17 protein-coding genes are annotated in these 19310 nt (G+C 60.8%); 5 read left to right on the top strand and 12 right to left on the bottom strand.

From position 1 onward, the window contains the following. Positions 1–12: 12 nt before the first annotated feature. The gene (locus PI739_RS05985) at positions 13–1104 is read left to right on the top strand and encodes an NADH:flavin oxidoreductase/NADH oxidase (RefSeq protein WP_003367039.1); all 1092 of its coding nucleotides are present in this window, start codon (positions 13–15) and stop codon (positions 1102–1104) included. 38 nt (positions 1105–1142) lie between these two features. Here the strand turns inward: PI739_RS05985 and PI739_RS05990 are convergent, their stop codons facing one another. After that, positions 1143–2615 (bottom strand): efflux transporter outer membrane subunit, encoded by a 1473-nt coding sequence (locus PI739_RS05990; RefSeq protein ID WP_226439511.1) that lies wholly within the window; start codon positions 2613–2615, stop codon positions 1143–1145. An 87-nt stretch (positions 2616–2702) separates the two neighbouring features. Here PI739_RS05990 and PI739_RS05995 point away from each other — a divergent pair, with 87 nt between their 5' ends. The 4 genes from PI739_RS05995 (at position 2703) to fabF (ending at position 8906) form a co-directional block, all read left to right on the top strand. After that, positions 2703–3317 carry a TetR/AcrR family transcriptional regulator gene (locus PI739_RS05995; protein ID WP_032609397.1) on the top strand — a complete coding sequence of 205 codons (615 nt, stop codon included), beginning with the start codon at positions 2703–2705 and terminating at the stop codon, positions 3315–3317. 77 nt (positions 3318–3394) lie between these two features. After that, positions 3395–4498 (top strand): efflux RND transporter periplasmic adaptor subunit, encoded by a 1104-nt coding sequence (locus PI739_RS06000; RefSeq protein ID WP_003432989.1) that lies wholly within the window; start codon positions 3395–3397, stop codon positions 4496–4498. Beyond that, positions 4495–7614 (top strand): efflux RND transporter permease subunit, encoded by a 3120-nt coding sequence (locus PI739_RS06005; RefSeq protein ID WP_099266438.1) that lies wholly within the window; start codon positions 4495–4497, stop codon positions 7612–7614. Before PI739_RS06000 ends, PI739_RS06005 begins: the two co-directional genes overlap by 4 nt. Before the next feature lie 2 nt (positions 7615–7616). After that, the gene (gene fabF / locus PI739_RS06010; RefSeq protein ID WP_122266681.1) at positions 7617–8906 is read left to right on the top strand and encodes a beta-ketoacyl-ACP synthase II; all 1290 of its coding nucleotides are present in this window, start codon (positions 7617–7619) and stop codon (positions 8904–8906) included. Between the two features lie 41 nt (positions 8907–8947). On the opposite strand, the gene PI739_RS06015 is transcribed toward fabF, so the two are convergent. The 11 genes from PI739_RS06015 to urtA form a co-directional block, all read right to left on the bottom strand. Then, complete coding sequence (locus PI739_RS06015; RefSeq protein ID WP_003432985.1) at positions 8948–9805, bottom strand: urease accessory protein UreD; 858 nt, start codon at positions 9803–9805, stop codon at positions 8948–8950. After that, positions 9802–10464 carry an urease accessory protein UreG gene (ureG, locus tag PI739_RS06020; protein ID WP_003367054.1) on the bottom strand — a complete coding sequence of 221 codons (663 nt, stop codon included), beginning with the start codon at positions 10462–10464 and terminating at the stop codon, positions 9802–9804. The genes PI739_RS06015 and ureG overlap by 4 nt, the downstream gene beginning before the upstream one ends. Positions 10465–10489: 25 nt before the next feature. Further along, entirely contained in the window at positions 10490–12202 is a 1713-nt protein-coding gene (gene ureC, locus PI739_RS06025) for an urease subunit alpha (RefSeq protein ID WP_003367057.1), read from the bottom strand. Between the two features lie 3 nt (positions 12203–12205). Continuing rightward, a complete protein-coding gene (locus PI739_RS06030) occupies positions 12206–12901 on the bottom strand; it encodes an urease subunit beta (protein ID WP_003367059.1) in 696 nt (231 codons plus the stop codon). Between the two features lie 34 nt (positions 12902–12935). After that, a complete protein-coding gene (locus PI739_RS06035; RefSeq protein ID WP_003367062.1) occupies positions 12936–13667 on the bottom strand; it encodes an urease accessory protein UreF in 732 nt (243 codons plus the stop codon). Further along, the gene (ureE, locus tag PI739_RS06040; RefSeq protein WP_003432977.1) at positions 13664–14104 is read right to left on the bottom strand and encodes an urease accessory protein UreE; all 441 of its coding nucleotides are present in this window, start codon (positions 14102–14104) and stop codon (positions 13664–13666) included. Before ureE ends, PI739_RS06035 begins: the two co-directional genes overlap by 4 nt. Before the next feature lie 22 nt (positions 14105–14126). Then, on the bottom strand, positions 14127–14816 hold the full coding sequence (gene urtE / locus PI739_RS06045) for an urea ABC transporter ATP-binding subunit UrtE (RefSeq protein ID WP_003432976.1): 690 nt from the start codon (positions 14814–14816) through the stop codon (positions 14127–14129). A 2-nt stretch (positions 14817–14818) separates the two neighbouring features. Beyond that, positions 14819–15556, bottom strand: coding sequence for an urea ABC transporter ATP-binding protein UrtD (gene urtD, locus PI739_RS06050; RefSeq protein WP_003367067.1), 738 nt, complete (start codon positions 15554–15556; stop codon positions 14819–14821). After that, positions 15553–16695: an urea ABC transporter permease subunit UrtC gene (urtC, locus tag PI739_RS06055; RefSeq protein WP_271351560.1), complete on the bottom strand. Its 1143-nt coding sequence runs from the start codon at positions 16693–16695 to the stop codon at positions 15553–15555. The genes urtD and urtC overlap by 4 nt, the downstream gene beginning before the upstream one ends. A 1-nt stretch (position 16696) precedes the next feature. Then, positions 16697–17599: an urea ABC transporter permease subunit UrtB gene (gene urtB, locus PI739_RS06060; protein WP_003432973.1), complete on the bottom strand. Its 903-nt coding sequence runs from the start codon at positions 17597–17599 to the stop codon at positions 16697–16699. Between the two features lie 66 nt (positions 17600–17665). Further along, the gene (urtA, locus tag PI739_RS06065; protein ID WP_016567925.1) at positions 17666–18847 is read right to left on the bottom strand and encodes an urea ABC transporter substrate-binding protein; all 1182 of its coding nucleotides are present in this window, start codon (positions 18845–18847) and stop codon (positions 17666–17668) included. Positions 18848–19310 lie beyond the last annotated feature (463 nt).

Consider the following 19310-nt stretch of genomic DNA (forward strand, 5'->3'; position numbering starts at 1 on the left):
GGGAGCTTTCCAATGTCTGCATTGTTCGAACCCTTCAAACTGAAAGACGTTACGCTGCGCAACCGAATTGCCATTCCTCCGATGTGCCAGTACTCGGCAACCGAAGGTGTCATCAACGACTGGCACCACGTGCACCTGGCCAGCATGGCACGTGGAGGTGCTGGTCTGTTGGTGGTCGAAGCTACCGCCGTTGCGCCGGAAGGACGTATCACTCCCGGTTGCACCGGTATCTGGAACGATGAACAGGCACAGGCATTCGTACCTGTCGTCAAAGCCATCAAGGCCGCAGGTTGCGTGCCGGGTATTCAGATTGCCCACGCGGGTCGCAAGGCCAGTGCCAATCGTCCATGGGAAGGTGATGACCATATCGCTGCTTCCGATTCGCGTGGCTGGGACACTATCGCTCCGTCCGCCATTGCGTTCGGTGCCAACCTGCCGAAAGTCCCGCGCGCCATGACCCTGGACGACATCGCGCGTGTTCGCCAGAACTTCGTCGATGCTGCGCGTCGCGCCCGCGATGCCGGCTTTGAATGGATCGAGCTGCATTTTGCCCACGGCTACCTGGGGCAGAGCTTCTTCTCCGAGCACTCCAACCAACGCACCGATGCGTACGGCGGCAGCTTCGATAACCGCAGCCGTTTCCTGCTGGAAACCCTGGCCGCAGTACGTGAAGTCTGGCCTGAGAACCTGCCGCTCACCGCACGTTTTGGCGTGATCGAATACGACGGTCGCGACGAGCAGACGCTTGCCGAGTCAATCGAACTGGCGCGCCGCTTCAAGGCTGGCGGGCTGGATCTGTTGAGCGTCAGCGTCGGTTTCAGCACGCCGGACGCCAACATTCCGTGGGGGCCTGCGTTCATGGGACCGATCGCCGAGCGTGTGCGTCGTGAAGCGGATATTGCAGTGACCAGCGCCTGGGGCTTCGGCGAGCCGAAGCTGGCTGAAGAGGCGGTCAAGTCAGGCCAGCTCGATCTGGTCTCGATTGGCCGTGCGCATCTGGCCGATCCTCATTGGGCCTATTTCGCGGCGAAAGAACTGGGCGTTGAAAAGTCGGCCTGGACCTTGCCGGCGCCTTACGCTCACTGGCTTGAACGTTATCGCTGAGTACGCCTGATCTGAAAGGATGCGTTCGTTGGTGAAACCTACAGCGTAGGCATCTTCTCTTCAGGTGAAGTGGTGGAAGGCATTTGCCAACCACCACCCAGCGCTTTGAAGACGGCGACCGCCGCCTGTGCGGATTCGACCTGTGCCTGCGCCTTGGCGTCAGCGACCTGCAGCATTTTCTCGTCAGCGCGCAGAACCTCGATCAAACTGGCAGCACCTTTGCTGTAGCTTGCGAATGAGGATTGCCGGGCTGAAGCAAGTGCAGTTTCTCCTTTACCCAGCATTGCAGCTTGAGTTTCGCGGCTGGTCAACGAAGAAAAAGCGTTTTCAACGTCCTCAGTGGCGCGCAAAACTGACTGTCGATAAGCCGCCAGAGCTTCTGCCTCTTGTCCTTTGGCTTGTCTGATCCGGGCGTTCACCCGGCCGAAATCAAAAAGCCTCCAGCGAAGCCCCAAAATACCTGCTGACTGACTGGCACCATCGGTAAACAGGTTGCTGCTCGACACGGCTGTGGCGCTGCCCAGCAGTGCGCTGAGTGAGAGTTTGGGGTAATACTCGCTGATCGCCACGCCGATACGTGCGTTCGAAGCGGCGAGGCGCCGCTCGGCCACGATCAGATCAGGTCTGCGACGGAGAAGATCGGCTGGCGTTCCTGTCGACGTGAGCTCGGGTGCGTGTGGGATTCGACCTGTTTCAGCCAGAGAGCTCCGGTGAGTGCCAGGCGGCACGCCCAACATCACATCTAGCGCGTTCATCGCCGCGTCGAGACCTGTTTGCAGAATAGGCACTGTTGCCTGCACCTGTAAAAGCTCCGCTTCGATCTGACGAGCTTCATATTCCGGGGACAGACCACGCTCATGAAGGAGCTGGACTTTTTCCAGCAGGTCCTGCCGGGTTTTAACCTGTCGGTTCGCGATTGCCAGTCTGGCTTGCAGACCACGGACGGTGATGTAGGTATCAGCGGTCCGGGCTGCCACAGCCAGCCTGGCAGCCGCAACACCTGCCTGCGAAGCTTGATATTCAGCCAGTGCAGCCTGTCGGCTGCGTCTCAAACCGCCAAAAACGTCCAGCTCCCAGCTTGCCGTCAGATTGGCTTCATAGGAATTGCCATAGCGATCATAGCCAGGTGTCGAGTTCAGGACCTGACCGAGTGGAGTCTCTACCGATTGCTGCGCGCGAGCCGTCTGTGCATCGATGTTACCCGATGGGAGCAGGGCGGCGGTTGCCGCATCTGCTCCGGCGCGTGCCTGAGCAAGCCGCGCACGGGCTTGAGCGAGATCGAGGTTCTGCGCCAGTGCGCGTGACACGAAGCTGCTCAGTAACGGATCATCAAAACCGTCCCACCACGCGGCACTGACAGGCGGATGCGCGGTAATATTCGCAGCGCCACGTGGTTGAGTCAGATAACGGTCAGGCAGGGGCGCATCCGGGCGCTGGTAATCCGGGCCCACGGCGCAGCCCGACAGCAGGCCGGTGCTCATGACCAGTACATAAGTACAAATCGGGCGCATGGAAATTCCTTGAGATGATCAGGTTGTGACTATATTACGATTTGGTCACTTGTTGTCAACGAGTGTTCACATAGCTAAGCTGGAAACATGACTAATCAAATCAAAACATCGCCAATGCGCGGTCCCTCCGACCACAGCGTTCGCGATCAGGTTGTCGAAGCGGCAACACAGCATTTCGGCCACTACGGCTATGAGAAAACCACGGTCTCCGATCTGGCCAAAGCCATTGGTTTTTCCAAGGCCTACATCTACAAGTTCTTCGACTCCAAGCAAGCCATTGGCGAAGTGATTTGCTCGAACCGGCTGGCCATGATCATGGCGCTGGTGAACTCGGCAATCAGCGAGGCGCCAACGGCCTCCGAAAGGCTGCGCCGCCTGTTCCGCTCGCTTGTGGAAGCCGGTAGCGATCTGTTTTTTCACGACCGGAAGCTGTATGACATAGCCGCTGTCGCAGGCCGCGATCAGTGGCCTTCTGCTGCCGCGCACGACGAGCGTATTCGCCAGCTCATCCAGCAAATCGTTCTTGAAGGCAGGGAGTCGGGAGAGTTCGAGCGCAAGACACCTCTGGACGAGGCCGTTCAAGCCATTCACCTGGTCATGCGCCCGTACATCAACCCGGTGCAATTGCAATACAACCTCGACATTGTGTCGACGGCTCCGGTCCAGCTATCGGCGTTGATACTGCGAAGTCTGGCACCATGAAGTTGTGACCATTGACTAATTTGGTCACTTTACGGAGAATCGTTTCCCTGCTCACTTGATTTCAAGTAAGGGATCCCATGCTCCTGTCCAGACCCAAAACCACTGCCTTGCTGTTATTGCCTCTCTTTCTGACTGCGTGCAGCGAGTCGTCCGGGGTGCGCGATCCACGTACCCAGCCGCCGCTGGTAAGGGCGGCCACTGTTGCAAATGCTGATCAAGCCTTCCGTTCTTTCACAGGTGTCGTGGTCGCTCGGGTTCAGAGCGACCTGGGGTTTCGGGTTTCCGGGAAGGTGCTCGAGCGCCTGGTTGATACCGGCCAGACCGTCAAGCGCGGTGAGCCACTGATGCGCCTGGACCCCGTTGACCTTGGGCTTCAGGCTCAGGCCCAACAGCAGGCGGTTGCCGCCGCTGTGGCGCGAGCCAGGCAGACTGCAGATGACGAAGCGCGCAACCGTGACCTGGTCGTCGCTGGTGCGATATCCGCTTCCGCCTACGACCGGATCAAATCCCTGGCCGACACCGCCAAGGCAGAACTGAATGCGGCTCAAGCGCAGGCCAGCGTGGCACGTAACGCAACCGGGTACGCCGTTTTACTGGCGGACGCCGACGGCGTGGTGGTCGACACCCTGGTCGAGCCTGGGCAGGTCGTCAGCGCAGGCCAGCCCGTGGTCAGGCTGGCAAAGGCCGGGCCACGCGAAGCCATTGTCCATCTGCCTGAAACCTTGCGGCCGGCGATGGGTGATCGGGCTGAGGCCAGACTGTATGGAAACAGTGCGAGCGTCATACCGGCAAGGCTGCGGCTGCTCTCTGACGCAGCAGATCCGCTGACGCGTACCTTTGAAGCCAGGTATGTGCTTGAGGGTTCAACCGTCAGTGCGCCTCTGGGTTCAACGGTGTCCCTCGATATCGCTGTTGGCAAGCCTGCCCGGCAGTCGCTGGCGATACCCATTGCCGCTCTGCATGATCCGGGTCGAGGCCCTGGTGTCTGGGTCATCGCAGGTACGCCTGCAAAAGTCACCTGGCGCGCTGTGCAACTGCTGGGTGTGAGTGACGATTCGGCAAACGTGAGTGGTGGTCTAGAGGCCGGTGAGCAGGTCGTGGCATTGGGCACGCATTTACTTCATGACGGTGAAGAAGTGCGTGTGCAGCAGGGTAGTATCACCGCTGAGGCGCGACCATGAATCCGGGACGTTTCAACCTTTCTGCACTGGCGGTTCGCGAACGCTCCATTACGCTGTTTCTGATTGTTTTGATCGGCGTGGCCGGTACGCTTTCATTTTTCAAACTGGGGCGTGCGGAAGATCCGCCTTTCACCGTCAAGCAAATGACCGTTATTTCTGCGTGGCCTGGCGCAACCGCTCAGGAGATGCAGGATCAGATCGCCGAGCCGCTTGAAAAACGCATGCAGGAATTGAAGTGGTACGACCGTAGCGAGACCTACACCCGGCCGGGTCTGGCATTCACTATGGTTTCATTCCAGGACAAGACCCCACCTTCTCAGGTGCAGGAAGAGTTTTATCAAGCGCGCAAGAAACTCAGTGATGCCGCGAAGTCGTTACCTGCGGGGGTTATTGGTCCGCTGGTTAATGATGAATTTTCGGATGTGACCTTTGCGCTGTTTGCGTTGAAAGCAAAAGGTGAGCCGCAGCGGCTGCTGGTACGCGATGCCGAGTCACTGCGCCAGCGTCTGCTGCATGTGCCGGGCGTGAAGAAGATCAATATCATCGGCGAGCAAGCCGAACGAATTTTCGTGTCGTTCTCCCACGAGCGGCTGGCAACATTGGGTATCGCTCCCCAGGACATTTTTTCGGCGCTCAACGACCAGAACGTCCTGACCCCCGCCGGTTCGATTGAAACCAGCGGGCCGCAGGTGTTTATACGTCTGGACGGTGCCTTCGACACCCTTGAGAAAATCCGCAACACGCCGATTGTGGCGCGGGGTAAAACGCTGAAGCTGCAGGACGTGGCGACAGTGGAACGCGGCTACGAAGACCCCGCGACCTTTCTGGTCCGCAATCAGGGCGAGCCGACCCTGTTGCTGGGCATCGTGATGCGCGACGGCTGGAATGGTCTGGACCTGGGTAAGGCGCTGGACGCGGAAACAGCCAGAATCAATCAAGGCATGCCATTGGGAATGACGCTTTCGAAGGTCACTGACCAGTCGGTGAACATCAGTTCGGCGGTTGACGAGTTCATGATCAAGTTCTTCGTCGCCCTGCTTGTGGTGATGCTGGTGTGCTTTCTCAGCATGGGCTGGCGAGTCGGTGTGGTGGTCGCTGCAGCCGTACCGCTCACGCTGGCCATTGTCTTCGTGGTGATGGAAGCGACGGGCAAGAACTTTGACCGGATTACCCTGGGATCATTGATCCTGGCACTGGGCCTGTTGGTGGACGACGCAATCATTGCCATCGAAATGATGGTGGTGAAGATGGAGGAGGGCTACGACCGGATCAAGGCGTCAGCCTATGCCTGGAGCCACACCGCAGCGCCCATGCTTGCCGGTACCCTGGTGACCGCTATCGGCTTCATGCCGAACGGCTTTGCGCAGTCGACTGCCGGTGAGTACACCAGCAACATGTTCTGGATTGTCGGCATCGCCTTGATTGCCTCCTGGATAGTTGCAGTGGTCTTCACACCTTATCTGGGGGTGAAGATGCTGCCGGAAATCAAGCCGGTTGAAGGCGGACACGCCGCCATCTACGACACTGCGCATTACAATCGTTTCAGACGGGTTCTGGCCCATGTCATTGCCAGGAAGTGGTGGGTGGCGGGTGCGGTGATCGCTGCATTTGTCGTGGCAGTTCTCGGGATGGGGGCGGTCAAGAAACAATTCTTCCCGACCTCCGATCGTCCGGAAGTACTGATCGAAGTGCAGATGCCCTATGGCACATCCATCGAGCAGACCAGCGCAACCACCGCCAAGGTAGAGGCGTGGCTGCAACAGCAGGATGCCGCGAAGATCGTCACGTCCTACATCGGACAGGGCTCGCCACGGTTTTATCTGGCAATGGCGCCGGAGCTGCCGGATCCGTCGTTTGCAAAAATCGTTGTACTGACTGAAAGCCAGGACGCACGAGAAGCGCTCAAGCTGCAGATTCGTGAGGCCGTTGCTAACGGGCTTGCACCTGAGGCCCGGGTCCGGGTCACACAGCTCGTGTTCGGTCCTTATTCGCCGTTTCCTGTGGCGTATCGCGTGCGCGGGCCAGACCCTGACACATTGCGCGAGATCGCCAGTCGGGTCGAAACCATCATGGCGGCGAGTCCGATGATGCGCACTGTCAACAGCGATTGGGGAACGCGAGTGCCTACGCTGCACTTCTCTCTGAATCAGGATCGCTTGCAGGCCGTCGGGCTGACCTCAAGCGCAGCAGCCCGGCAATTACAGTTCCTGCTCTCGGGCATCCCTGTCACGTCTGTACGCGAAGATATCCGCTCGGTGGAAGTGATGGGCAGGGCGGCGGGTGACATCCGCCTGGACCCCGCGAAGATCGAGGGCTTCACGCTGGTGGGGGCTGCCGGTCAGCGCATTCCTCTTTCGCAGGCCGGAGTGGTTGAAGTGCGTATGGAAGACCCGATTCTGCGCCGTAGAGATCGTGTGCCGACCATCACCGTGCGCGGTGATATCGCGGAAGATCTGCAACCGCCGGATGTCTCCGCCGTGATCATGAAAGCACTGCAGCCGATCATCGACAGCCTCCCGGAGGGCTATCGGATCGAGCAGGCCGGATCAGTAGAGGAATCGGCAAAGGCTACTGCGGCATTGGCCCCGCTGTTTCCGATCATGATTGCCGTCACCTTGCTGATCATCATCCTTCAAGTGCGTTCGATGTCGGCGATGATGATGGTGTTTTTCACCGCTCCACTTGGGTTGATCGGTGTTGTGCCGACACTGCTTTTGTTCAATCAGCCGTTCGGTATCAACGCTCTCGTCGGGCTGATCGCGCTGTCCGGCATTCTGATGCGCAATACCTTGATCCTGATCGGGCAAATCGACCACAACGAAAAGCAAGGGCTAGACCCGTTTCAGGCGGTGGTCGAAGCAACCGTACAGCGGGCACGCCCGGTGCTGCTCACGGCACTGGCGGCGATCCTGGCGTTCATCCCTCTGACCCATTCGGTGTTCTGGGGGACGCTTGCCTACACGCTGATCGGAGGCACCCTCGGCGGGACTGTGATGACGCTGGTGTTCCTGCCAGCCATGTATTCGATCTGGTTCAAAATCCGTCCGGATAGAGGATCGCTACCCCCAAACTCCAGCAGTCACGCCTCAACGGGCACAGAGATGAAGAGGATCTGATCATGAATCAATATGTCCAAAAGCGGATCGTCGTAACCGGTTGCGGCATAGTCAGTCCCTTGGGGTGCGGAGTCGAGAAGGTATGGCACAGATTGTTGGGTGGCCGCTCGGGCATTGGCTTGCTGCCGGGCAGTGTCAGTGATGGCACCGGTGTTTCAGTCGCAGGCCAGGTGCCGACCCTCGGAGAAGACCCGGTTGCCGGGTATGCCCCGGATAGCGTGATCCCGATGAAAGAGCGCAAGAAGATGGACCGCTTCATCGAGTTCGCGCTCGTCGCTGCTCATGAAGCGCTCGCGCAGGCTGGTTGGCATCCTGACTCCGAGGTGGAACAGCAGCGAACAGCGACCGTCATTGCGTCGGGGGTAGGCGGTTTTGGCGCTATTGCCGACGCTGTGCGTGTCACGGATACACGTGGACCTCGCAGACTGTCGCCATTCACTGCGCCATCTTTTCTGGCGAACATGGCGGCTGGCCAGATTTCCATCCGTTATGGCTTTAAAGGTCCGTTGGGCGCCCCCGTGACTGCCTGCGCAGCCGGCGTGCAAGCCATTGGCGACGCAGCGCGGTTGATCAGAAGCGGTGAGGCCGACATTGCAATCTGCGGTGGTGCCGAGGCCGCCATCGATCGCGTCACGCTGGGGTGCTTTGCTGCGGCTCGTGCGCTTTCCACGAGCTTTACGGGTCGGCCGCAAGAGGCCTCACGCCCGTTTGACCGGGACCGTGACGGTTTCGTCATGGCTGAAGGGGCGGGCCTGCTGGTCATCGAATCACTGGAGCATGCCCTGGCGCGGGGCGCGACGCCGCTTGCGGAACTGACAGGCTACGGCACCAGTGCGGACGCCTATCACCTGACGGCCGGGCCGGACGACGGTCGCGGTGCCCGCAGGGCGATGGAGCAAGCACTGCATCAAGGTGGCGCAGGGGTTGATGAGGTGCAGCATATCAATGCCCACGCCACCTCGACGCCTGTCGGTGACAAGGGTGAGCTGGCTGCCATTCGTTCATTGTTCGGCGCTCGATCAGGCGTCGCCATCAGCTCTACAAAATCGGCCACCGGACATTTGTTGGGTGCGGCCGGCGGAATCGAGGCAGTTTTCACAGTGCTGGCACTGAGAGACCAAATCGTGCCACCCACATTGAACCTCACTCACCCGGACGAGGCTGCCGAAGGGCTTGACCTCGTGGCCATGGTCGCCCGAGAGACCCCAATCGCCCACGCCCTTTCAAACGGGTTCGGATTCGGCGGGGTCAATGCCAGCGTTCTTTTTCGGCGCTGGGAAGGCATGCCGTAAGTCGTTTCAGCCTGGAAAGTGCTCTGCAGTGGCCTGACTGCTCACTTGCGCCGCACCCGTGGCGCAAGTCCTGTCAATTGCTGACGAACGCATGCCCAGGCCAGGTGCAGCGCATTACGCAACGCCACTGCATCGGCGCTCATCATGCGTACGGACACGCCGCAATCGTTCGGCAATGCGCTGACGCCTTGGTAGCTATCGGCAACGTCGTGTAACGCTTCGCGCAACGTCCGTTTCAAATCCTCTATCGGCAAACCCTGGCCCACCAGCATGAACGTCGCCAAGGCTTGCCGTTGACCGCTCACACCAGGCAGTCGGCGTTGCAGGTCTGCACCGGTCATTGCCAGTCGGTCACCGGCCAGCAGTTTTCCGGCCGGGCTGTAGACCTGCAGATCGGCGCGGTAAAAGTCGGGCAACCCTTCGCTGCCTGGAGGTGTGTGCAGGCAGAATGCGTCGCACAGCAACACTCTTGCGCCGGGGTGCAGCGTTACGTTTACCTGGCTATGCAGCCGCGTCTGTGGAAACAGAATGGTGGCCATCGGCAGGTACTCCAGCAGTGCATCGGCTTCGGCGACCAGCGTCACGGTCTGCTGCGCCGACTGCTCAAGCATGCTGTGCGCGACCGTCGCAGCGCCGGTACTGACGTGCACTTGTGTGCCTGGCCCTGCGTGCAGATGCAGGTGCAGTTGTTCCCCGGCGAACAGGCCTCCCGAGCAAGACTGCAGGTAGACCGCCGCCATGCCGGGCGGGTCTTGTGGCAGAGTCAGGTTACGGCCCAGATGGAAGGGGTAGCCGACTTCCTGACGAGACACATAACTGGCCCCGGAAGGCGCCTTGCTGAAAGCAATATGCGCCGTGCTTTTTGCCTGTGCGGGCAGTGACGATTGATGGGCGTTCATGTGCGGTCGAACAACACGGCACGGCTTATCGCTTCAACCACCGCGTCGACGCCTTCGCCGGTATTGCAGTTGGTAAACAGCACCGGCTGGCCGTTGCGCGCCTGCGCCGACTCGCGCCGCATACGCGGCAGGTCGACCCCCACATAGGGTGCCAGGTCGTATTTATTGACCACCAGCAGGTCGCAGCTCAGCACGCCGGGTCCGCGTTTGCGCGGGATATCGTCACCGCCTGCGACATCGATGACGAAAATCCAGTAGTCCACCAGATCCAGCGAAAAGGTCGAGGCCAGGTTGTCGCCGCCGGATTCGATCAGCACCAGATCGAGATTGCCGAAGCGCGCCTCCAGCTCATCGGCCATTTGCAGGTTGAGGGTCGGGTCTTCACGAATGGCCGTGTGCGGGCAGGCACCGGTTTCCACCGCACGAACCCGCTGAGGATCGATCAGGCCGCTGCGCTGCACACGCTCGGCATCCTCGCGGGTCGCAAGGTCATTGGTGATGATCGCCAGCTCGGTGCCGCGCGCAATGAAGCGCGGGATCAGTTGTTCCAGAAGACGTGTCTTGCCCGAGCCGACCGGCCCGCCGATACCGACGCGCGCTGCGCCGGGATGAGGTTGGGCGTCGGTGTGCGGGGCGGATGCATTCAGAGGCAGGCTCATGTCGGGGTTCCTGTGCGGGAGGGTTTCAACGCAGCATGTAGCGTTGCGCAAGTGGCACTTCGCTGACCGGCTCGCAGTGCAGGCGCTCGCCGTCGGCATACACATCGAAGGTCTGCGGGTCGACGCGGATGTCCGGGCAGGCATCGTTGTGCAGCATGTCGGACTTGCGCAGGGTGCGAGTGCCGAACGCGGGCAGCAGTTGCTTCTTGAGCCCCAGGCGTGTGGCGGTGTCAGCCTCGACGGCAAGACGGTTGACGAAGTTGACTGACAGCGCCTGTTTGGCCTCGCCAAATGCGCCCCATTGCGGACGCATCACCAAGGGCTCGCAGGTATACAGCGAGGCGGCGGAATCACCCATCACGGCGTGCACGATGAAGCCGCCCTTGACCACCAGCTCCGGCTTGATACCGAAGAAGGCCGGCCGCCAGAGCACCAGGTCGGCCAGCTTGCCGGGCTCCAGAGAGCCGATGTAGCTGTCGATGCCGAATACCCGCGCGGCGTTGATGGTGTATTTGGCGATGTAACGCTTGATCCGTTCGTTGTCGCCCAGTGCCGTGGTTTCTTCCGGCAGGCGACCGCGCTGGTCTTTCATTTTCGACGCCAGTTGCCAGGTCCGGCAGATCACCTCGTTGATACGGCCCATGCCCTGGCTGTCGGAGCCCAGGATCGAAATGGCGCCGGTGTCGTGCAGGATGTCCTCGGCAGCGATGGTCTGCGGGCGCACCCGCGATTCGGCGAACGCCACGTCTTCCGGCACGTCCGGATTAAGGTGGTGGCAGACCATGATCATGTCCAGATGCTCGTCGAACGTGTTCACGGTGTAGGGGTTGGTCGGGTTGGTCGAGGAGGGGATGCAGTTGCTTTTGCCAGCGACGCTGATGATGTCCGGCGCATGCCCGCCGCCTGCGCCTTCGGTGTGGTACATGTGAATGGTGCGGTCGCCAATGGCCGCCAGCGTGTCTTCAAGAAACCCGGATTCGTTGAGCGTGTCGGTGTGCAACTGAACCTGAAAATCGTATTCGTCGGCGACTTTCAGGCAGGTGTCGATCACCGCCGGCATGGCGCCCCAGTCCTCGTGGATCTTCAGCCCCAGGCAACCGCCACGCAGTTGCCCGAGCAGCGATTCAGGCTTGCTGGAATTGCCGCGCCCCAGAAAACCGAAGTTGATCGGCCAGGCTTCGGCGGCCTGCAACATTTTGCCGACGTTCCATTCCCCGCCACAGTCGATGCCTACTGTGATCGGCCCCAGCGAGCCGCCGATCAGTGTGGTCAGGCCTGCCGCCAGCGCGTGATCGCAGAGTTGCGCCGAGTCGAAATGTACATGCACGTCAATACCGCCGGGGGTGACGATCAAGCCCTCGGCATCGCGTACGGTGGTGGCGACGCCGCAAATCAGTTGCGGGTGTACGCCGTCCATGATCTGCGGGTTGCCGGCCTTGCCAATGGCGACGATCTTGCCGTCCTTGATGCCGATGTCGCCTTTGACGATGCCGATCACCGGGTCAATGATCAGCGCGTTGCAGATCAGCATGTCCAGGGCCCCGTCAGCGCTGTCGTGCCCGGGCATCAGGCCCATGCCGTCACGCAGCGTCTTGCCACCACCGTGCAGACACTCATCGCCAGGCACCGAGTGGTCGAACTCGACTTCGGCCAGCAGCGAGGTGTCACCCAGGCGCACGGCATCGCCGGTCGTGGGGCCGTACATGGCGGCGTATTCCTTGCGGGTCATCGTTGCCATGCCTCAGGCTCCTTTGAAGAGTTGGGCGCGGGCACGCTCCAGCGCTGCGAGCTTGCAGGCCGGATCGTGCAGGTTGCCATTGGTCAGGCCACTGAAGCCGTGGATGTCGCCAGTTCCGCCAAACTGCACCAGTTGCACTTCGCGCAGCTCGCCGGGTTCGAAGCGCACCGCCGTGCCTGCGGGAATATCCAGGTGCATGCCGAAGGCACGTTCACGCGGGAAATCCAGCGCCTTGTTGACTTCGAAAAAGTGATAGTGACTGCCGATCTGCACCGGTCGGTCGCCGGTATTGATCGCGCGCAGGGTGGCGGTCGGCCGCTCGCCATTCAGGTGGATATCGCCGTCAGGTGAAAGAATCTCCCCCGGTGTCGGCATGACCGCCAGCGGCAGTCGGCCCGGCCGGATCGGTTGATGCACGGTGACCAGTTTGGTGCCATCCGGAAACGTGCCCTCGACCTGCAGCACCGGCAGCAGGTCGGCGACCCCTGGCATCACGTCATCGGTGTTGAGGATCGTCGAGCCGAACCCGATCAGCTCGGCAACACTTCGGCCTTCGCGTGCGCCTTCAAGAATCTCGTCGGCAATCAGGGCCGAGGCTTCCGGGAAATTCAGGCGCAGGCCCTTGCTGCGGCGTTTGCGTGACAGCTCGGCGGCGGTGTACAGCGTGAGTCGTTCAAGTTCGGTAGGGGTCAGCAACATGAGGGGGCTCCAGAGCTGTCAGTAGAGGGCCGGTTCAATTGGCAAACAGGCGCAGGTCCTGGGTTTCGTGGCGCATCACGGCGATTTCGGCCATGGGTGTGAAGCCGCACGCGTCGTCTGGCTCAGGCGGTTCCTGCGCCAGCAGTTCGGTGATCAGCGGTTGAATATCGGTCAGCACCCGTTGCGCATCGATGTGGCCCATGACCCCGAGGCGTACGGCGGCGCTGACCAGCCCGGTGCACAAGGCGTGTGCGGCAGCCAGTTGGCAGTGATCGCGGTGCATGCCCAGGTGATTCCAGAGCAGGCCCTGCACCACGGGCAGATGGCCCGGTGTGTGGCCTGCCAGAATCTGCTGTTGATAGGACGCCGCGCCCGATGTGCCCAGCGCGACATGCACGCCCAGCAATGCCTGGCCGACACGTCGTGAGCCCTGGCGCAGTTCCTCGGCCAGGGTCAGTGCTTCGATCTGAGTGTCCAGAGCCATCAACGCCGGCTGGTCATCGGCCGCGTGCCAGGCGGCGAGCAGAAACACTCGATCAAAACTGTTCCAGCGATGGCGCAATTGGCCCTCGACGAAGCCATGTACCTCGGCACTGCGGCTATGGCGAACCGTTCGTTGCCGGCGTCGTGGCGCGACGATTTCGCCGTGACCGAGGTGTCCGTCAGCGACCAGCGTTTCCAGACCCCATGACCACGCCACCGCACCGCCGGGAAAGAAACTGTCGGCCTGCTGCAGGGCCAGCAACAGGCTGCTCGAGGCGTTCATGCTCGCTGCACCCGGCCGTCCGCGAGCATGGGCGCCAGACGCTCGAGGTAGTCAGCTTCCGGGCCGTTGAGCGGAATTTGCAAGGTGTCTCCGGCAAAGCGCACTGCCCAGTGCATGTTGCCGGCGAAATAACCCAGTTCCAGCGCGGCCGCCGCATCGCGTGGTTGCAGGTCGAGGTATTGCTGGTCCTGCATTTGCACGACGATGGCGCGTTGACTGTCGAGCATCAGCACCGAGCCGTTGCGCAGGTGTTGGTGACGTTCCAGACGAATCGCGCAGTCGGTGCCCCGATCACTGGCCAGGCGTAGGCGATGGCGCTGAATGTCACTGCCGGACAGGCTCAGGGTTTCGACCTGACCGGCATGGCTCAGGTCATGCAGGCGGTCGGCGAGGGCCGGGTCGCTGGCCTGGCCCAGAATGCGGTCGAGTATCAACATGGCGATGGCTCCCGTACGTTGTTCAGATTGTCAGGTAGCGCAGGATGCGCTCGCGGTCGACGGTTTCGCGGACTTCGCTGTGCACGAATTCGCCTTTTTCGATGATCAGGTAGCGGTCTGCCACCGCCATGGCGAACGACAGCACCTGCTCGGAAACAATCAGCGAAAACCCGCGTTCCTTTTTCAGCAGGTTGAGGGCTTTGGCGATGTCCTTGATGATCGACGGCTGGATGCCTTCGGTGGGCTCATCGAGGATCAACACCTTGGGGTTGGAAACCAGCGCCCGGGCGATGGCCAGCTGTTGCTGCTGACCTCCGGACAGGTTGCCGCCCTTGCGTCGGCGCATCTCGAACAGCACCGGGAAGTATTCGAAGATGTAGTCGGGAATTGGCGCTGCGGGCGCACCCTGCATGCCGGTCAGGATGTTTTCCTCGACACTCAGGTAGGGGAAGATCATCCGCCCCTGAGGCACGAAACCGACCCCGGCGGCGACACGCTCGTAACTCTTGCTGCCGGTCAGTTCCTGCCCGGCCAGGGTGATGCTGCCGCTGCGCGTCGGCAACATGCCGACCAGGCTTCTGAGCAGTGTGGTCTTGCCCATGCCGTTGCGGCCCATGACCGCGAGTGACTCGCCTGCCGCCAGCTCCAGGCTGAGGTCACGTAACACGTGACTGTCGCCGTAATACACGTTGAGGTGAGAGACATTCAGCATGTTCAGTGCCCCAGGTAGACGTCGATGACGCGAGGATCGTTCTGCACCTGATCCATCGAGCCGTAGGCCAGGGTCTTGCCCTGATGCAGGACGGTGACCTTGTCAGCCACCGATTTCACGAACTCCATGTCGTGCTCGATGATCACCATCGCGCGACCCTTGGCGATGAGCTTGAGCAGGCCAGCGGTTTTCTCCCGCTCGCCTGCGCTCATGCCGGCGACGGGCTCGTCGAGCAGCAGCAGTTCCGGGCGCTGCATCAACAGCATGCCGATCTCCAGCCACTGTTTCTGGCCGTGGGACAACAGCCCGGCCTTGCGTCCCAGCTGGTCCTTGAGAAAGATCATTTCGGCGGTCTGATCGATTTCGGCATTCAGCGCTGCGTTCTTCCCGGCGAACAGGCAGTTGAAGATGCCGCGCTTGTCCGGCGAGGAAATGTCGAGGTTTTCACGCACGGTGAGGTCTTCGTAGACCGACGGGTTCTGAAACTTGCGGCCCACGCCAGCGCGGGTGATCTGGTACTCGATCATGTTGGCCAGTTGCAGGTCCTTGAAGCGGATGCTGCCGGCACTCGGGCGGGTCTTGCCGCAGATCATGTCGAGCAGGGTGGTCTTGCCCGCGCCATTGGGCCCGATCACCACATGCACCTGGTTTTCCTCGACATAGAAATTGAGGTTGTCGACCGCCTTGAAACCGTCGAATGACACGGTCAGGTCTTCGACACTCAGTAACATCGCGCTCATGACTGCGCCCCCTTGTTGCTCAGGCGCTGCAGCAGTCCGGCCAGCCCGGTGGGCAGGAACAGCACGACGGCCATGAACAGGAAACCGATGAAGTACTGCCAGAAACTGACGAAGTTTTCCGACAGCCAGGTTTTGGCCGTGCCGATCAACAGCGTGCCGTACACCGCACCCACCAGCGAGAGGCGTCCACCCAGCGCGGCGTAGATGACGATCTCGGTGGACGGAATGATGCCCACCAGCGAGGGCGACGCCAGGCCGACCTGCAAGGTGAACATCACCCCGCCCAGCGCGGAAATCAGTGCGGCCACGGCAAAAATGAAGGCCTTGAACAGCGCAGTGTTGTAACCGGAGAAACGCACCCGGTCTTCGCGATCACGGATTGCCACGATCACCTTGCCCAGGCGGCTGCGCAGAATGAACCCGCACATCGCGACGCTGGCCAGCAGCAACAGTGTGGTGATCAGGTAGAGAATCCAGGGCGTCTGGGGCGTCTGCAGGCTCAGGCCGAAGGCGGTCTTGAAATCGGTCAGGCCGTTGACGCCGCCGGTGTAGCCCTGTTGGCCGATGATCATGATCGACATGATCGAGGCCAGTGACAGGGTAATGATCGAGAAGTACACGCCGCCCACGCGTTTTTTGAAGTAGGCATAACTGAACAGAAACGCCAGCAGTGCAGGCAGGATCAGGATCGCAGCCAGGGTAAAGGTCGCCGACTCGAACGGTTTCCACCACCAGGGCAGGGCTTCGACGCTGTTCCAGATCATGAAGTCCGGCAGTGCCGAACCGTAGAACGCGGCGAGGGCGCTGGCCGCTTCATCCGTGGCGGTGGCTTCGAGTTTGAGGTACATCGCCATCATGTAGCTGCCCAGGCCGAAGAAAATCCCCTGACCGAGGCTGAGGATGCCGCCGTAGCCCCAGATCATCACCATGCCCACTGCGCAGAACGCCAGGCTCAGGTATTTGCCGACCAGCCCGAGGCGAAAATCCCCCAGTATCAGTGGCAACGCCACCAGCAACAGCAGCGACAGCCAGATCAGGCTGTAGCGCTCGATCAGCGTCAACCAGCCACCCGCTGGCTTGCCTGCGCCCGGCACTGTGGCCTGCGGCCGCAGCGTCGGCTTTTCAGTCATGTCATTCATCTCAACGTCTCACTTTCGTGGCGAACAGGCCGTTGGGGCGGAAGAACAGCAGCACGATGACCACCAGCAGGGTGATCGCCTTGGCCATGGAGCCGGTGGTGAGGTATTCCAGCGAAACCTGGGTCTGGCCGATGGCGAACGCCGAAAGGAAGGTGCCCAGCAGGCTTTCCACGCCGCCGAACACGACGACGATAAAGGTGTCCACCAGGTATTGCTGACCGCTGACCGGGCCTGTGGAGGCGAGCATGGTGAATGAACTGCCGGCAATGCCTGCCAGTCCGCAGCCCAGCGCGAAGGTCACCGAGTCGACCCGCGCGGTGTTGATCCCGGCTGCACCGGCCATGGCGCGGTTCTGGGTCACGGCGCGAATGCGCAGGCCCCAGCGACTGCGGTAGAGGAACAGGAACACCGCAGCGGCAATCACGAAGGTCAGACCAATGATGAAAATCCGGTTGAGGGGCAGCTCCAGCCCGTCGCTGATTTTCCATGCGCCCTGCAACCACTGCACGGTGGGCACGCTGACTTCCTTGGGGCCGAAGACCTGGCGAAACAGCTGCTGAAGGACCAGAGACAGCCCCCAGGTCGCCAGCAGGGTGTCGAGCGGTCGGTTGTACATGAAGCGAATGAAGCAGCGTTCCAGCAGTAGACCGAAGGCAAAGGTCACCACAAAGGCCATCCCGATGCCGATGATGAAATACCAGCCCATGAGCTCCGGAAAGTAGCGCTGAAACACCACGGAGGTGACGTAGGTCATGTATGAGCCCATCGCCATCAGTTCGCCGTGCGCCATGTTGATCACGCCCATCAGGCCGAACACGATGGTCAGCCCGAGTGCCATCAGCACCAGCACGGAAAACAGCGAGAACCCGCTGAAGACTTGCATTACCAGCGTATCGAGAGTCATGCCGTCGCTACCTGTTGCTGCACATTGACGAAAGCGGGCGCGAAGCGGATCGCGCCCGTGCCGGGATCAGAGTTTCGGAAAGGGGTTGGGCTCGATCGGTGCCGACTCGTAGATCACGTCGACCTGGCCCTGCGCATTGAGGGTGCCGATGCGCGCACGCTTCCACAGGTGGTGGTTGTCCTTGTGCACCTTGATCTCGCCTTCGGGCGCATCGAGGGTCAGTTCCGAGGACGCGGCGATTACTTTCGGCACGTCGAAACTGCCTGCTTTCTCGACGGCCTTTTTCCACAGGTACACTGCGGTATACGCCGCAGCCATCGGGTCACCGACGACGCGCTGCTGCCCATAGCGTGTTTTGAAGGCCTGGACGAACTTCTCGTTGACCGGGTTTTTCAGGCTCTGGAAATAGCTCATGCAGGTCAGGAAGCCAACGAGGTTCTCCGCACCGATGCCGGTGACTTCCTCTTCGGTGATCGCCAGCCCCATCAGCGTCTGGTTACTGCTGTCGATACCCGCGGCCTTGAGCTGTTTGTAAAACGCCACGTTGGAGCCGCCGACGATGGTCGACAGCACGATGTCCGGCTTGGCCGCCTTGATCTTGTTGATCACCGAGGAAAACTCGATGGCCCCCAGCGGCAGATAGTCTTCGCCGACGATGGAACCGCCCTGTTTGGTCACCGATGCCCGTGCCAGTTTGTTGGTGGTGCGTGGCCAGATGTAGTCGGAACCGACCAGGTAGACGCTTTTGCCCTTGTTGGCCATCAGCCAGGTGACGGCGGCAAGGGTCTGCTGCGAGGCTTCGGCACCGGTGTAGATAATGGCCGGGGATTTCTCCAGCCCTTCATAGAAGGTCGGGTAGTAGAGCAGGCCCTTGTTGCGCTCGAAGACTGGCAGCACCGCTTTGCGCGAGGCCGAGGTGAACGCGCCAAAGGTGACTGCGACGTGGTCGTTTTCCAGCAGCTTGCGTGCCTTCTCGGCGAAGGTCGGCCAGTCGCTGGCACCGTCCTCGACGATTGGCTCGATGGTTTTGCCCATCACGCCGCCACTGGCGTTGATCTCTTCGATGGCGAGTTTTTCTGCGTCGACCACCGAGGCTTCACTGATGGCCATGGTGCCGGTCAGCGAGTGGATGATGCCGACTTTCACAGTCTCGTCCGCCTGCGCCTGACCGATCAGGGAAAACGGCAGCAGGCTGATCGCACCCAGCAACAGAGCATGCTTGATCAAACGGCGTTTGTCGTTGTGCATTCACTTATCTCCCAGGAATGAAAAAAGCCCGACGTCCCGGCCAAATCAATGGGCGGGAGGTCAGGCTTTTGTGCCGAATCTGGCGGGACAACTGCGTCCGATCCAGTCGTACGCGAGGTGTCTCCCTACTTGCCGAGAGGGGCGTAGGGCAAACAGCTGGCGCGATGTCTCAGGATGAACTTAGCAAGGGCAATGCCAACTGGCGAAACGGCTGTTGGCGCGCGTTTCGAACCCCTGAGGCAGAGCATCCCTGCATTTATTGCACGCACACACCGACATGCGCCGCTTTGGCGCGAACAGGGCTCTAGCGCACCAAAAGCGTGATGCGGAAGACGCTTTTTTTTTCGCGATATGTGCTCATGCATAGGCTGAGATATTTTGCTTTGCAGGAGCGAACTAGTTCGCGAAAGCAATGTTCGAGGCAACATAAACCCCATGAATGCATGGCCGTCTTCGCCATCGA

The organism is Pseudomonas cerasi, assembly GCF_027983475.1.
In the GTDB taxonomy this organism is placed as follows: domain Bacteria; phylum Pseudomonadota; class Gammaproteobacteria; order Pseudomonadales; family Pseudomonadaceae; genus Aquipseudomonas; species Aquipseudomonas cerasi.